At 29.1% G+C, this 14,967-nt stretch carries 17 protein-coding genes and 1 pseudogene; 9 read left to right on the top strand and 9 right to left on the bottom strand.

From position 1 onward, the window contains the following. Positions 1-33 precede the first annotated feature (33 nt). Entirely contained in the window at positions 34-342 is a 309-nt protein-coding gene (locus CW731_RS10285) for a hypothetical protein (RefSeq protein ID WP_100946640.1), read from the top strand. Between the two features lie 649 nt (positions 343-991). Here CW731_RS10285 and CW731_RS10280 read toward each other — a convergent pair. The 3 genes from CW731_RS10280 to CW731_RS10270 are packed head-to-tail and all read right to left on the bottom strand — an operon-like array spanning position 992 to position 3,795. Beyond that, positions 992-2,776: a CHASE3 domain-containing protein gene (locus tag CW731_RS10280; protein WP_100946639.1), complete on the bottom strand. Its 1,785-nt coding sequence runs from the start codon at positions 2,774-2,776 to the stop codon at positions 992-994. Positions 2,777-2,778: 2 nt separating this feature from the next. Then, the gene (locus CW731_RS10275) at positions 2,779-3,225 is read right to left on the bottom strand and encodes a response regulator (protein WP_100946638.1); all 447 of its coding nucleotides are present in this window, start codon (positions 3,223-3,225) and stop codon (positions 2,779-2,781) included. 3 nt (positions 3,226-3,228) lie between these two features. After that, a complete protein-coding gene (locus tag CW731_RS10270) occupies positions 3,229-3,795 on the bottom strand; it encodes an AraC family transcriptional regulator (protein WP_100946637.1) in 567 nt (188 codons plus the stop codon). Positions 3,796-3,918: 123 nt separating this feature from the next. Here CW731_RS10270 and CW731_RS15970 point away from each other — a divergent pair, with 123 nt between their 5' ends. Then, positions 3,919-4,122, top strand: a complete 204-nt coding sequence (locus CW731_RS15970) for a DUF3095 family protein (RefSeq protein ID WP_100946636.1) — start codon at positions 3,919-3,921, stop codon at positions 4,120-4,122. A gap of 130 nt (positions 4,123-4,252) precedes the next feature. Continuing rightward, positions 4,253-4,585 (top strand): DUF3095 family protein, encoded by a 333-nt coding sequence (locus tag CW731_RS10260; RefSeq protein ID WP_100946635.1) that lies wholly within the window; start codon positions 4,253-4,255, stop codon positions 4,583-4,585. A 149-nt stretch (positions 4,586-4,734) separates the two neighbouring features. Here CW731_RS10260 and CW731_RS10255 read toward each other — a convergent pair whose 3' ends face one another. The 4 genes and pseudogenes from CW731_RS10255 to metG form a co-directional block, all read right to left on the bottom strand. After that, entirely contained in the window at positions 4,735-5,439 is a 705-nt protein-coding gene (locus CW731_RS10255; RefSeq protein WP_100946634.1) for an OmpA family protein, read from the bottom strand. 5 nt (positions 5,440-5,444) lie between these two features. Next, positions 5,445-5,903 (bottom strand): lipocalin family protein, encoded by a 459-nt coding sequence (locus CW731_RS10250; RefSeq protein WP_100946633.1) that lies wholly within the window; start codon positions 5,901-5,903, stop codon positions 5,445-5,447. Between the two features lie 328 nt (positions 5,904-6,231). Then, positions 6,232-6,996, bottom strand: a pseudogene (locus CW731_RS10245) (histone deacetylase). Then, positions 6,996-9,050 carry a methionine--tRNA ligase gene (gene metG, locus CW731_RS10240; RefSeq protein ID WP_100946632.1) on the bottom strand — a complete coding sequence of 685 codons (2,055 nt, stop codon included), beginning with the start codon at positions 9,048-9,050 and terminating at the stop codon, positions 6,996-6,998. The pseudogene CW731_RS10245 and the gene metG overlap by 1 nt, the downstream one beginning before the upstream one ends. Before the next feature lie 136 nt (positions 9,051-9,186). On the opposite strand from metG, the gene CW731_RS10235 reads away from it, so the two are divergent. The 3 genes from CW731_RS10235 to CW731_RS10225 all read left to right on the top strand — a co-directional run bounded on the left by CW731_RS10235 (position 9,187) and on the right by CW731_RS10225 (position 11,254). Further along, positions 9,187-9,807, top strand: a complete 621-nt coding sequence (locus CW731_RS10235; RefSeq protein WP_232734660.1) for a hypothetical protein — start codon at positions 9,187-9,189, stop codon at positions 9,805-9,807. Continuing rightward, positions 9,797-10,786 (top strand): LD-carboxypeptidase, encoded by a 990-nt coding sequence (locus tag CW731_RS10230; RefSeq protein ID WP_232734659.1) that lies wholly within the window; start codon positions 9,797-9,799, stop codon positions 10,784-10,786. The genes CW731_RS10235 and CW731_RS10230 overlap by 11 nt, the downstream gene beginning before the upstream one ends. A gap of 108 nt (positions 10,787-10,894) precedes the next feature. Then, positions 10,895-11,254: a YraN family protein gene (locus CW731_RS10225; protein WP_100946631.1), complete on the top strand. Its 360-nt coding sequence runs from the start codon at positions 10,895-10,897 to the stop codon at positions 11,252-11,254. Positions 11,255-11,292: 38 nt separating this feature from the next. On the opposite strand, the gene CW731_RS10220 is transcribed toward CW731_RS10225, so the two are convergent. Beyond that, positions 11,293-12,657: a TlpA disulfide reductase family protein gene (locus CW731_RS10220; protein ID WP_100946630.1), complete on the bottom strand. Its 1,365-nt coding sequence runs from the start codon at positions 12,655-12,657 to the stop codon at positions 11,293-11,295. A gap of 106 nt (positions 12,658-12,763) precedes the next feature. Here CW731_RS10220 and CW731_RS10215 point away from each other — a divergent pair, with 106 nt between their 5' ends. Next, positions 12,764-13,558 (top strand): SDR family oxidoreductase, encoded by a 795-nt coding sequence (locus CW731_RS10215; RefSeq protein WP_100946629.1) that lies wholly within the window; start codon positions 12,764-12,766, stop codon positions 13,556-13,558. Here CW731_RS10215 and CW731_RS10210 read toward each other — a convergent pair. Continuing rightward, complete coding sequence (locus CW731_RS10210) at positions 13,555-13,914, bottom strand: hypothetical protein (protein ID WP_100946628.1); 360 nt, start codon at positions 13,912-13,914, stop codon at positions 13,555-13,557. The two genes, CW731_RS10215 and CW731_RS10210, sit on opposite strands and share 4 nt — an antisense overlap. 83 nt (positions 13,915-13,997) lie before the next feature. Between CW731_RS10210 and CW731_RS10205 the strand changes: the two genes are divergently transcribed. Both CW731_RS10205 and CW731_RS10200 read left to right on the top strand, forming a co-directional pair. Next, positions 13,998-14,504, top strand: coding sequence for a CvpA family protein (locus tag CW731_RS10205; protein WP_100946627.1), 507 nt, complete (start codon positions 13,998-14,000; stop codon positions 14,502-14,504). Between the two features lie 48 nt (positions 14,505-14,552). After that, a complete protein-coding gene (locus CW731_RS10200) occupies positions 14,553-14,930 on the top strand; it encodes a hypothetical protein (protein ID WP_100946626.1) in 378 nt (125 codons plus the stop codon). Positions 14,931-14,967 lie beyond the last annotated feature (37 nt).

The raw sequence follows: 14,967 nt of genomic DNA, 5'->3' as shown, positions 1-14,967 counted from the left end.
GAAGTAAGAATAGTTCACTAAAATATCTAAGTCATGAAAAACTTAATCTTAATTTATACTTTTTTGTCAGTTACATTAGTAACAGGTATTAAAATGATAGATTCTAATTTTAAAGAATTTAATCATACCTGTGAAGAGAATAAAATAATAGCAACCTTTGATGGTGCAGAAGGAAATTATTTTTTCTTCACAGACTTACAAGGCAATGCTGTTCAATTTGAAAGTATAGAACCTAATGTGCAAAAGAAATATGATTTAGCTACCGGAAATCATGTTGGTGAAGTTTTTGATATTACTTACAATCAAACAAAAATTTTAAGCATAAAAGACGTTAATAAATAAGTTTTTTAGTTCTTAATATTCTCTGCAGAAAGCAATATGATACAAGTTAGAATCTATAATCATATAGAATTATAATTTATATTAAACTTCTATAGCTATAGTAATTTTAGTCTTCGTAATAATAAAAGGAGTTGTAAGTATTCTCGAGAAATACTATATTATTTTTTAGAGTAAACCTTTATTTAAATACTATTCTTTATTTTATAACCAAGAATTCCTAAAATTATTGCTAGAATAAGAAGTAAGTGAATTAGTATCGAGCCTAGAGCTAAAACAAAGTAACCTAGTGCCCAGATTATTACTGTTAGTATCGTTATAGAGTATAAGATAGTTTTCATTCTATATTTAATTATATATGATTATGCTTTTTTATATTTACTTACAGAAAGTCTTTAGATATTGTTAAGAAAACATTCACAAGCATATTACTATGTTATCGTGAAACTATCTATAGCCTTAAAAATAGAAAAACCCTAGAAGGAGCAAATTGCTAACATCTTTCCTAAATGTTTATACTATTTCTATTTATTTAATACCGTAAAGGTCTTAAACATAATGTTTTTTATGTTATAAAATTTATAAGAGAACTTATAGAATTCCCACTATTTTAAGAAAAGGAAGATAAAAAAAAGTAAATTGTAAGGAGAGTTTATTTTAGAGGAATAAACACTTCAAAAATTGCGCCTATATTTAATTTACCTTCAGCATATATATAACCTTGATGATTTTCGACAATCTTTTTACAAATAGACAACCCTATTCCTGTTCCAGAATACTCGTTTTTATTGTGTAAGCGACTAAAGAGAATAAAAATATTTTCTGCATATTCTTGGTTGAAACCAATGCCATTGTCTGAAAAAGTTATTCTGTGATAGTAATTATACTTTGGTTTTTTTAATTTAGTAATGTCATCTGCATTCACTTTCGAATAAGATATGTCAATTTTTAGAACTGTGTCTGTTCTACTGTATTTAAGAGAATTTCCAATTAAATTTATAAATAATTGTTGAATTTGAAAAGGAATAACTGTCATAACAGGTATGGTGTCAGAAGTTATTTTCGCACCTTTTTCTGAAATGATTTCTGCTAGTTCTTGCTTTGCATTTTCTAGTAAAATATTCATGTTTGTAACCTCTAAAACTTCTTCAGATTTGTTCGTTCTAGAAAACTGTAATAAATCGTCAATCAACAAACGCATTCTAGTAGATGAGATTTTTATTCTCTCTAAATATAAATTTCCTCTTTCAGATAAATTTATAGCTTCCTTATCTTCTAGTCTAGATATAAATGTTTGAATTTTGCGAAGAGGCTCCTGCAAATCGTGACTTGCAACATGGTTAAAAGAAGATAACTCTTTGTTGTTGCGTTCTAATTCTAGATTTCTTTCTTCAAGTAGTTTGTAATTTTCTATTTCTTCTGTAATATCTGCAGTTGTTCCTAAAAGTCTTTTTTTACCATCATCATTAATTAGAATTTTTCCATAAGCTTTAAAATGTCTAATATTTCCATTTTTCTGAACAATTCTATAATAGATGAAAGGAAGGTTTTCCTTCTCCATCATTTTTTGAACTTGTTTTTTAAGTTTACCTACATCTTCTGGGTGCACAAAAGCAATGTAGTTCTCTAAAGTAGCTTCGAAAGATTGTGGTTGTTCTCCTAATAAACGATATAAATTGTCTGAATACTCAAACTTCCCTTCATCAATAAGCCAAGTCCAATTACCATGTTTACTAACTATTTCAGATTGATTTGTAGATTCTTTAAATATTTCTAATTGTTCATTCTTAAACTTAAGAATCTTTAAGTTTTTACTAATTCTAGAATAAGTTAGTAAAAGAAGTAATAATGCAATTATTAAAACAGAATAGATAAATAGGGGTGTATTTGTAAGGCTTTCATTACTTAATACTTTGCGTTGTTGCAATAATTTATTTTGATGCCCCATCATTTCGCTAATTTCAAAACGAATTTTATCCATGGTATTTTTACCATCAACTAAAAGCAAATTAAACTGCTTAGAAGCTAGTTGGTCTTCTTTCGAGTATTTAAAAGTTTCATTGAAAATAGTTAGATTCTTATCAATTAGAAGGTTTAAATACTTTAAATTATTTTGCTGTATAATGTCTTCTTTTGTTAATTCTCTTAGTTTAACAAAACTATTGCTAGTATTTTCTTTACCAGAAAAAAAAGGTTTTAGAAAGAGCGTATCTTTAGAAATTAGATAACCTCTTTGACCCGTTTCACCATCTTTAAGATAAGAAAGTATTCGCTCAAGCTCTATATTTACTTCATACGTATGCGCTACTTGATCAAAAGAATTAATAAGTTTTTGTATGTGTTTGTAAGCAAAACCACCCATACAGAGTATTATAAAAAGACTCACACCAAAAGTAATCTTTAAAATACGCTCAGATTTTATGATTGATTTTAACATGGCTATAGACGTAATAAAAAGTTATCTTTATTTAAACCATTCGTGTGATATTGCCAGTTGATTGTAACTACATTAGACAGTATTTTTTTTAATTGTTTGAAATCATTTGGTTTTTTTATATAGACATTTGCTCCCATAACAAATGTATTCTCAATATCTTCTTCAGAGGCAGAAGTAGAATAAATTGCAATTGCAATATCTTTAAAACGGTTGTTGTTTTTAATTTCTAACAAACATTCTACTCCAGACTTTTTAGGCATGTTTAAATCTAAGAAAAGAATACTTGGCAATATATTAGTTACTTTATTCAAATAGTTCATCAATTGAACACCATCATCAAAAGTTAGAACTTTGGTATTTATTTTCAATTCTTCGAAAGCTTCTTCAAAGAACAATCTATCATCTTCATCATCATCTGCCAAAACTATAAAAACATCATTTTCTTGCATTTACTAGCTATTTTTAGTGTTACTTAAAGCTCTTCTTTTAGTAATTATTCTTTGAAATGTAGAAGGTGTAATACCCGTTGTATTTTTAAATTGTGTGCTTAAATGAGCAACACTAGAATAATTTAATTTAAAAGCGATGTCTGTAAGCGTTAATTCGTTATTTGTAATAAGTTGTTTGGTGTATTCTATTTTTTGAAGAATTATAAAATTTTCTACAGAAGTAAAAGTAACTTCAGAAAATAAATTAGATAAATAACCATAACTATGTGCTAGTTTTTCTGATAAATAAACAGAACTTTTCACATTAATCTTTCCATCCTCGTTAAATACCATATCTGTAATAGCATCTTTAATTTTTTGGACTAAAATACTTTTTTGATTTTCAATAACTTCAGACCCATATTCTTTTAAAGTATCATTTAGTCTCGTTAATTTTTCTTCTGTAACTTTTTCTAAAAACTCAATTTCACCAAATGCTAAAATTTTATACTTAATTTCTAGTTCACTCAGTTTTTCTTCTATAATTTTGTTACAGATAGCTGTAAAATCAAATTTAATAAATATTTTCATTTATGATATATTACGTTGCTAAGATAGTAGATATTTACAAATATTTAATTTAACCATTGGCAAAAAAAAAACAACAAATTGTTATGATAGATAATGTGAGTTTCTATAATAATTTAAACTCTCATGACCTGTGTTACGAGAACTTTTAAAAGGCGAATTTTTTTTAATGCTGTGCCTAATGACTGGTTTGTTATTGTAACCGACATTGTCGATTTTACAAGTGCTATAAAAAAAGGACTTCATAATAATATAAATTTAGTGACAACAGGAAGCATTATTACTGTCTTAAATAAAATAAAAACAATTGACAGCGCTCTTAATACCTAATTTTTTTGGAGGAGATGGGGCAACTTTTTATTGTATCAGAGAAAATAGTAGAAGCTATTTTTTATGCTTTATAAGATTACAGTAAACATGTTTTTTAAGAATTTTAATCTTATTCTAAAAGGTCTTTAAAATGAACTTTTCTGATGTTTATAAAAGTGGTAAAGATTATTTACATAAAGTACCTCAATTGTCGGATACAATTATGTTAGTTGGTTTTATAGATACTGTTTTTTCTGGGACCGAAAGACATGTTAACAAGTTAAAATTACTGTTAGATTCTTTGGAATTAGGTAGAGCAATAATTTACGGGATGCATGCAACTTATGCCTCTATTATGTCTTGTTATATTGAAGATCGAGAAGAAAAACACATTCATTTTGTTGATGGAACAGAAGGTGGTTATACAACAGCAGCAGGAGAATTAAAGAAGAAAATAAATATTTTTGGCAATAATTTCTATTAATAAATGCTTTAGTTATAAAATGACTTAAAGTTGAGTAGTCTATTATATTAACTTATAATAGCAGATGTTAACCCTAAACAGAATTATTGAAACAGAAAAAAGCCGCTAGAAGCGGCTTTTTTCTTATTAAAATGTAGTTTAAAACAGTATTACTGCCCAACTTCTTGTTTTGCTTGCTCTACCATTTTATCATTTGGTACAATAGCAACATTTACTCTTCTGTTTTTCGTTCTTCCTTCTGCAGTAGAATTATCATATTTTGGCTGTGTTTCACCATACCAATGTGTTGTAAACCTTGTACTTTGTAAACCTTTGTTTACTAAGTAATCTGTAACAGAAGTTGCTCTTTTTTCAGACAAAGTCATGTTATATTCATCTCTACCAGAACTATCTGTGTGCCCAACAACTAAGATATTAGTATCTGGAAATTCTGCAAAAACACTAGAAAGTTTATTTAATGTTACTTGAGATTTACTGTTAATATTTGCTTTGTTTGTATCAAAATAAACACCACTATTTTCATCAAAAGTTACTACAATACCATTGTCTACTCTTTCTACTTTTGCTCCAGGAATTTCAGTTTCAATTTTCTTGGCTTGGTCGTCCATCTTTTTACCAATTAAAACACCAGCGCCACCACCAACTACACCACCAATTAAAGCGCCTAATTTGCTGTTTTTTCCGCTACCAACATTGTTTCCAATTATAGCACCAAGTAATGCACCTGCAGTTGTACCAATTGCAGCACCTTTTTGTTTATTATTTGCGTTTTTTGTTGCTTCACAGCTAGTAAAACTTACTGCTAACGTTAATGCTATTGCAAAAACGGATACTTTTTTAAATACTCTTTTCATAATAATTATTGTTTTATAAAGTCCATATTAATAATAAATGGAGTTCCGTTTACGGTTAAATTTTGTTTCCATTTCATGGTAGATTCAGATAGGTTAGATAATTCCACTCTAAATCCGATGTTACTTTCGCTGTTTTTGGGTTTCAATAAAAAATCATAATAACCAGAAATTTCATCTATTTCTTGAATAACAAAAATAAAATCTCTTTCACCAGCCTCACAATTTATTCCGTTTACAGTATATACACCAGAATTATTGTTTGGTACAAATTTCCAATTACTACCTTCTAAGCACTCTTTTGTAGTGTCATTAAACATTGTTACATTATAGTCTCCTGTTTTGCTATAGGTAATTTTGTTTAAAACCCAATTCCCTTTAATTGTTTTTTCTTTAGTTCTCACATTTTTTGAAGCACCGCAAGAAAACAAGGTAGCTACAAACATTAACATAATTAATTTTTTCATAAAATAGGTTTTTTTAATATTACAAAGTAACGATTAAAAACAATGATAAATTGACGCTATTGAGATTAAAAATAGTTCATTTGATCTTTTTTAATATCTATGATAAATAAAAAAAGAAGAGCTGCCTTTTTTAATGAACAGAAGTTTTTTATAAATAATATGTAAAAAACCACCTAAATAATATAGGTGGTTATAAATTTTAAACAAAGATTTTAGGGGTTTGAATCTTCTGTTTTTTTCATTCAAAAATTTTTTTAGAGGACGTCTTTGAACACTACAAAAATAGGTTAAGAAAAGCTTCTAAAAAGTAATAATAAGTTGAAACGGTTTATTTAAAAGGTGAATGAATCGTTTTTGTGGTTAAAAGGTAGGTTTCTTGTGTTAATCTAAACGTATTGGCAGTGCAGTAATAACTCTATTTATATTTGGGGAGTGACCGCCTCCCATAGAATATATTACAAGGGTTTTCAAATCGAAACATGTTTACAAAACAAATCGGTCTCGCTCTATACTGCCTTCTATAGTAAGCCCCAGTTTTCCTACATTTGTCACTTTTAAGAACATCTAAACCACATAAATAATGGATAAAATCTGGTTTTTCTTGGTTGATGAGTTTTGGTAGCGTTTCTTTTAATATAAATACTGCGCATCATTTGTGTCGTTTTCCAACCCAATGTCTAGATTACTTTTTCCGTGCATAGAAAAGGTAAAAACAGAAGCATCATTTTTAAAAATTTCTACAGTTCCGTTTCCTTGGTGCTCATCTAAACCTACAATTAGTATTTTCTTTGCTAAACCTTTTTTTGTAGATACTAATCATTTCACGTTCAATTAAAACTTCAGAAAGAGGAAAGCCTATTTTTCTTGCTACTTTTTGAGAAAGTGTAATATTTAGTAAGTCAAAAAAATATTCCGAATCATGAACTGTAAAGAAATGTTTGCTATTGGGTATTTCTGATTCGAAAAAAGATTCTTCTACACAAGTTCCTTCGTATAATAATTGCTGTGATAAAAGGTCATATTTTTCCATAGGAAAACGATGACCTTTTGGTAACTCATGTTAGTATATAGGGTGATATGCTATTTTTAGCATTAACTAACTGCTTGCCCGTTTTTAACTGCTTTTGTAGGTGCTACGAAGGCTAACTTTCCATCGGGCGTGTCTGTCATTAAAATCATTCCTTGGCTTTCTACACCGCGTATTTTTCTTGGTGCTAAATTAACCAAAACAGAAACCTGCTGTCCAATAATTTCTTCTGGTGAAAAGCTTTCTGCAATACCAGAAACAATGGTTCTTGTATCTATACCAACATCTACCTTTAATTTTAAAAGTTTTTTGGTTTTAGCTACTTTTTCAGCTTCTAAGATGGTACCAACTCTAATGTCTAGTTTGGTGAAATCTTCAAACTCAATGGTTTCTTTTTGAGTTTCTAAAACTTTGTTTTCTTGTTCGTTAGCAATTTTTGTTGCTTCTAGTTTTTCAACTTGAGTTTCAATAGTTTTATCTTCAATTTTAGAAAATAACAGTTCAGCCTTGTTTATTTGATTAGCTGCTGGTAATAAAATAGTTTTTTCTGTTACATCTTCCCAAGACAACGTTTCATCAATATTCAAAATACCTTTTAATTTGATTGAAGTAAAAGGTAAAAAAGGCTCAGAAACTACAGCTAAAGCTGCAGAAATTTGCATAGCAACATACATAATTGTTTGTACACGTTCTGCATCTACTTTTATCACCTTCCAAGGTTCTTCATCTGCTAAATACTTGTTACCAAGTCTTGCTAAGTTCATTAATTCTTGACTAGCTTCTCTAAAACGGTATCTTTCAATAGACTTACCAATTGTATTCGGAAACTCTTTTACAGCAGCTAAAACATCTTCATCTATTTCAGAGAAATCATTTGGCGAAGGCACAATTCCTTCATAATATTTATTAGTTAAAACCACAACTCTATTAATAAAGTTACCAAAAATAGCAACCAATTCGTTGTTGTTTTTTGCCTGAAAATCTTTCCAAGTAAAATCGTTGTCTTTACTTTCTGGTGCGTTTGCCGTTAAAGTATAACGTAAAACATCTTGCTGATTTGGGAATTCTTCTAAATATTCATGCAACCAAACTGCCCAATTTTTAGAAGTCGATAATTTATTTCCTTCTAAATTTAAAAATTCATTTGCAGGTACATTGTCTGGTAAAATATAGTCTCCATGTGCTTTTAACATCGCTGGAAAAATAATACAGTGAAAAACAATGTTGTCTTTCCCTATAAAATGAACCAATTTTGTGTCATCTTTTTTCCAATAATCTTCCCAATTTTTTCCTTCTCTTGCTGCCCATTCTTTGGTCGCTGAAATGTAGCCAATTGGCGCATCGAACCAAACATATAAAACTTTTCCTTCTCCATCTTTTAAAGGAACCGGAATTCCCCAATCTAAATCTCTAGTTACTGCTCTTGGTCTTAATCCGTCTTCTATCCAACTTTTTACTTGTCCGTAAACATTAGGCTTCCAATCTTTTTTATGACCTTTTAGAATCCACTCACGTAAAAAATCTTCGTGTTTATCTAAAGGTAAAAACCAGTGTTTTGTTTCTTTTACGGTGGGTACGTTTCCTGTAATTGCAGATTTAGGGTTGATTAAATCTGTTGCATTATGAGAAGTTCCACAGTTTTCACATTGATCTCCATAACTTTCTTCGAAACCACATTTAGGGCAAGTTCCTACCACAAACCTGTCTGCTAAAAACTGATTTGCTTCTGCGTCATACAATTGTGCAGATACTTCTTCAATAAATTCGCCATCATTGTACATTTTTGTAAAAAATTCTGATGCTGTTTCATGGTGAATTTTAGAAGACGTTCTCGAATAATTATCAAAAGAAATTCCGAAGTCTTCAAAAGATTTTTTAATGATTCCGTGGTATTTATCAATAATAACTTGTGGAGAAACCCCTTCTTTTTTTGCTCTCATTGGTATGGCAGCACCATGTTCATCAGAACCAGAGATATAGGCAACATCATTACCAGTTAAACGTAAATAACGTGCATAAATATCTGCGGGAACGTAAACACCTGCTAAATGCCCAATATGAATTGGACCATTTGTATAAGGTAAAGCTGCTGTAATTGTATATCTTTTTGGAGCACTCATGTGTTCTATGTATTAATTTTGGACTGATTTTTGAAGTGCAAAAGTACAAAAAACCGAGTTTTAAAAGTCAATCAAAATCGATACATTTACCATTACAAGATTATTAGACGATTAGAAGCAAAAAACAAGACCTATTTTGAAGAATATTATACTATTTGCCACATTTTTATTGATAACTTTCTCATCAATAAGTGCACAAGAGAAACAAGACTCTTTGAAAGTAAAAGAGAATTCAATTATATTTGGAGATATGTTTTTCGGTTATAGCAATACAGGTAAAAGTGCAGGAACAATTGGTCTAAATATTAATTATCAATCAAAAAATAACTTATTCACTTTTAGAACTTCGCAAACTACAAGTATTGATAAAATTGAATGGATTTACATTTTTCCTGTTACAACTAAAAGTAATACCACAAGTGAATATGCCGCACTTTATGGTAAAAGATATATTGAAGACGGAGTAGCATACCATTTTTCTGGAGGAATTTCCTACAATACAAATGAAGATGTGAATGGAGAGGTTAATATAAGAGATTCTTTTATTGGTTTTCCGTTAGAAATAGGAGTCAATTGGTTCAAGTCTAAAAAGAAAAGATTTAAAGTTTTTTATGGATTAATTCCCGTTGGAAAACCAACCAGTTTTGGAAGGTCTATAGGTTTTAAATTATACGCAAATATAGCTAAAAGGTCTTATGTTGGTTTAGGATTAACTTTTGGTTTAGGTTGGCACAAAATATATACAGATGAAAAATAACATAACATTTTTATTATTATTGATGATTTTCTCATCAATAAACGCACAAGAAGAAACAGATAAACTATTAACGCCACCTTATTTAAAGAAAGGAGACACGATTGCAATTGTTGCGCCTGCAGGAATTTTAAAAAATAGAAGAGAAACGATCTATCGAGCAAAAGAACTTGTAGAAAGTTGGGGGTTAAAAGTGGTTTTAGGAAAACATATTTTTAATCAGAACAGTCATTTTTCTGGTACTGACGCCGAAAGAGCAGAAGATTTTCAAAAAGCATTAGACAACCCTAATATAAAAGCAATTTGGTCTGGTCGTGGTGGCTATGGTTCTGTTCGGGTTTTAGATTTATTAGATTATTCGGCATTTTTAGAACAGCCAAAATGGATTATTGGTTATTCTGATGTTACCGCATTTCACAGCCACATTCATAATTTAGGTGTAGAAACAATACATGCAATGATGGGTACAAGTATAGATGACAAACCAGAATTAATTGTAGAAACATTGGCTACTTTTAAGAAAGCCATTTTTGGAGATCAATTAAAATATACCATTCCTTCTTCTAAATATAATAAAAAAGGGATTACTGAAGGACAGCTTGTTGGTGGGAATTTAGCATTATTATCGTCTATGCTGGGTTCTAGAAGTCAAACTGATACCAATGATAAGATAATTTTTATTGAAGAAATTGGTGAATATAAATATAGTATCGATAGAATGTTGCAAAGTTTAAAAAGAGCAGGTTATTTTGATAATTGTGTAGGATTAATTATTGGCGATATTTCTAAAATTAAATTAAACTCTACAAAATGGGGCAGTTCAATTGAACAGCTTGTTTTAGATGTTGTAAAAGGGTATGATTTTCCTGTTTTATTCAATTTCCCAGCAGGACATAAAGAAGATAATAGAGCAATAATTTTTGGAAGAAATATTCAATTAGAAGTTTCTAATGAGAGGTCTTCTGTGATTTTTGACAAGTAAAAATTTAAATTATTTTATAAAAGGAAGCAATAATTTTATAAATTAAAATATTGGTAATTGCATATTATTTTTTAGATTCTTACGTGCTGAAAAATGTAAACTAAAATTATGGCAGAACATAATGAGCTTGGTGAGAAAGGAGAAAAAATAGCAATCGATTTTTTACTTAAAAACGACTATAAAATTCTAGAGAAAAACTACCGTTATTTAAAAGCGGAAGTAGATATTATTGCTCAGAAAGGAGAAATTCTAGCAGTTGTGGAAGTTAAAACACGTTCTACCGATTATTTTGGAAATCCACAAGACTTTGTAAATCCGAAGAAAATAAAACTATTACTTTCTGCCATCGATTATTATGTGGTTGAAAAAGATTTAGATGTAGAAGTAAGGTTCGATATTATTGCCATTATTCACCAAAATAATAAAACTAAAATAGAGCACTTAGAAGATGCTTTCCTTTATTTTTAGTAGGTTTAAAATTATAATAAAAAAGATGAATATTTAGCTTACAGTTCTTCTACAAACGTTTTTAAATCTTCTAAAGTTTGTGGTTTTGCAATAATTTTCTTGTTAGCATCTAAAACAAAATAAGTTGGTGTAGCATTTATGTTATATGTTCTTGCTGTTTTATTCTCCCATTTTTTCAAACCTAAAACATGATGCCAGTTTGGTAGTGTAACTTTCAGATTGTTCCAATCAAAATCACTTCTTTCTAAAGAAAATGCAACTACCTTAACATCCTTTTTATTTTTTAGAAATGTATGTAATTGAGGTATTTCTTGCAAACAATGAGAACAACTGGTACTCCAGAAAACCAACACATAATTTTTAGCATCTCTTAACGTAGATAGTTGCAGGTTTTTTCCATTTTCTTTCCAAGAAAAATCGGGTGCAATTCTTCCAATCTCTGTAGCTAATAAAGTTAGTTTTTCACTTTTAAAAGTATCACTTTGTAAAGATTTTGGTAGTTTATCGTAATAGTTTTCAAATAGAAAATCTATCATTCCTAAGTTTTTGGTTTCTTCGAATTGTCCAATTAAAAACTCAATTACATTTTTCTTAAAAACCAGATTTTCAATTTTTGAAACTGAGGTTTCAATAGAACTTTTATAAAGTTTTTGTTGGGTCTCTATATTATCTGAATAGTTAATATAAAATACAAAATCTGTAATTCTATCTACTAAAAAAGCTGAATTTATAAGGGTTTCATCAGAAAAATCCATATTATTAAAAAAGGAACCAGTCATATTAGACATGTATTCTTTTGCGGTGGTTTTTATTTCAGGTGGATTTGCTCTTAAACTAGCTTCAATAAAAGGTTGCACATACATTTTATTTGTACTTGCTATATATTTCTGATGAATGGTATTTATTTTTGTTAACGTATTTTTATAGTTCGTGTTTAAATCTACTTCGGGGTTTCTAATAGCAGTAATTTGTAACGAATCTAATTTTTGTTGTTGCTTAAAAATTTCATTCAAGTATTCTTTATAAACTATATTTTCTTCAGATTCAGAAAACAACGTAGTTTGCTCAGGGTAATCTGGGTGAAATGCAAAACTCACATTTTCTTTATTAAATATAAAATCTACAAAACTTGCGCCGCTTGTTCTGTAACTAATTCTGTAAGAACCCACTTTTGTGTCTATAGGTAATTGAAACTGAAAGGTACCAATTACTTGTTTTTCGTCATCAATTGAAACAGTGTCTTTTTTAATGGTTGTATTTTGAACAAATTTCTGTCTAGAACCTTCAATTCGATATAAAATAACCCAATCTGTTTCTAAATTATTGGTTAATGTTCCGTTTACAGAAAATTGTGCTTGCGCAAATGATGTTATTAATAATAAAAGAGCGACTATCTTTTTCATTTTTTATGTTGATTTTAATTCTAGAAAAACTATTTTCAAGAAGTGTACCAAAAATACTATTTCTTCATCAAAATAGGTATATTGTAACTCACAAAAAAAATGTAATATGTATTTTTCTAATAAAGTAATTTGGGTAACTGGTGCTTCTTCTGGAATTGGAAAAGCTTTGGCTATTGAGCTTTCTAAGCAAAATGCCAAAATTATTTTATCTTCTAGGAATACAGCATCTTTAGAGCTGGTTAAAATGGAATGTGAAAATTCGAAGGACATTAAAATTATTCCGTTAGATCTAGAAAATTATTCGAATTTTAAAGAAAAAACAGCAGCAGCAATTAAGACTTTTGGTAGAATTGATATTTTAATAAATAATGGTGGTATTAGTCAGCGCTCTTTAGTTGAAAACACTCAGATAGAAGTAGATAAACGAATTATGGATATTAATTATCTAGGAACTGTTGCGTTAACGAAAACTATTTTACCACATTTTATTCAAAATAAAGCAGGTCAGTTTGCTGTAACCACAAGTATTGTTGGTAAAATAGGCACTCCTTTACGTTCTAGTTATGCTGCAAGTAAACACGCTTTGCATGGTTTTTTCGATAGTTTACGTGCAGAAAATTATAAAAATAACATTGCAGTGACTTTAATTTGTCCGGGTTTTATAAATACTAATGTTTCAAAAAATGCTTTAACAGGTAATGGCAGTCCGCAAGGAAAAATGGACAAAGCAACGAATAACGGAATGTTGCCAGAAAGTTGTGCAAAACAAATGTTAAAAGCTATTGAAAAGAGAAAAGAAGAAGTTTATATTGCCGGCACAAAAGAAAAACTGGGCGTCTATGTAAAGCGATTTTTTCCGAATTTTTTTTCAATATTAATTAGAAAAATGAGTGTTACTTAATCTTCAAAATATTTTAAAACATCAAAATAATTAATAATTGCTTCCTTCATTAAAACGGTTTGTTCTCCTGGTTTTAAGTTAGGTAATTCAGTAATTATTTTATAATGCGGCCAGCTATCATCATCATAATAATCAAATTCATAATAACCATATGGCTCTAACAATTTGCAAATAGCTATATGCATTAAATTTACTTTTTCATCTTTCTTAAAAGGAGTATTTCCTTTTCCTAATTCTTGAACACCGATTAAATAGATAATTCCATCCATATTTAACTCATCTCCATCCGCAAATTGATCTGCTAGTTTTGTAACTAATAAATCCCACTTCTCTTTTAAGTTAATCACTTTCTGCATTGCATTCGATTTTAAGTTTACAAAGATACAATGCACATTTTTAAATATTAAAAAAAAGATGTACGTTTGAAAAAATTATTTTAATGAATATTTTTGATGTAATTATTGTAGCACTATTATTATTTGGCTTTGTTAGAGGAATAATGAAAGGGCTTTTTGTTGAAGTAGCCTCATTAATTGCGTTAATAGGAGGCGTATATGGAGCGATACATTTCTCTTATTTTATTGGAGATTTTTTAATAAAACAGGTCTCTTGGAGTAAAGAATACATTTCTTTAGCAGCATTTGCAGTAACTTTTATTGTAATTGTTATTATTATAGCATTGCTAGGAAAGATGCTTACCAGATTAGCAGATTTTGCCTCTCTAGGTATCATAAATAAAATACTAGGTGGTGTTTTTGGTGCTTTAAAAATTGGGCTAATTTTAAGTGTTGTTTTTATTTTCTTCGGAAGAATGAATGATACAATTCCGTTTATAAAAAAGGAAACGTTAGATAAATCTTTATTGTATGAGCATGTAAAGAAAATTGCTCCTACAATTTTTCCTTCGATCATTAAAAGTGAAGAAGAGGAAAACCCCCTATTTTAAATGTATGAAGAACAAATTTTTTATTGTAAATTATTGTAAAACTGAATTGTGAAAAAATTATATCTTTTAATAGCACTCGTAGGCCTGGGAATATTATGTTCTTTTACAGTAAAAGATTGTTCATATTTAAAAAATAATTCATTTAAATATAAAGTTGGAAGTAAAGATGTATTGATTATTTTTGGTGATGAAGAATATATCGAATACCATGAAAATAAAAGATATTACATAAAATCTGATATTGAATGGCTTACAGATTGTGAGTACAATTTAATTATACAAGAATCTACTTTACCTAGCTTCCCCTTTAAATCTGGTACTACAATGAATATTAAGGTAGATAGGATAAAAGGCAAAAAAGTGTATTATACAGCAACTCTAGGAGGAAGATCTTGGGAATGGAAAATGACAAAAGTAAGTAAATGATAAAAAAAAACCGAGATTCTCATCTCGGTTTTTTTAG

Origin of the sequence: Polaribacter sp. ALD11, from assembly GCF_002831685.1 — a bacterium.
Classification (GTDB): Bacteria; Bacteroidota; Bacteroidia; order Flavobacteriales; family Flavobacteriaceae; genus Polaribacter.
The sequence above is the reverse complement of the archived record's forward strand: the minus strand, read 5'-3'. Positions and strand labels throughout refer to the sequence as shown.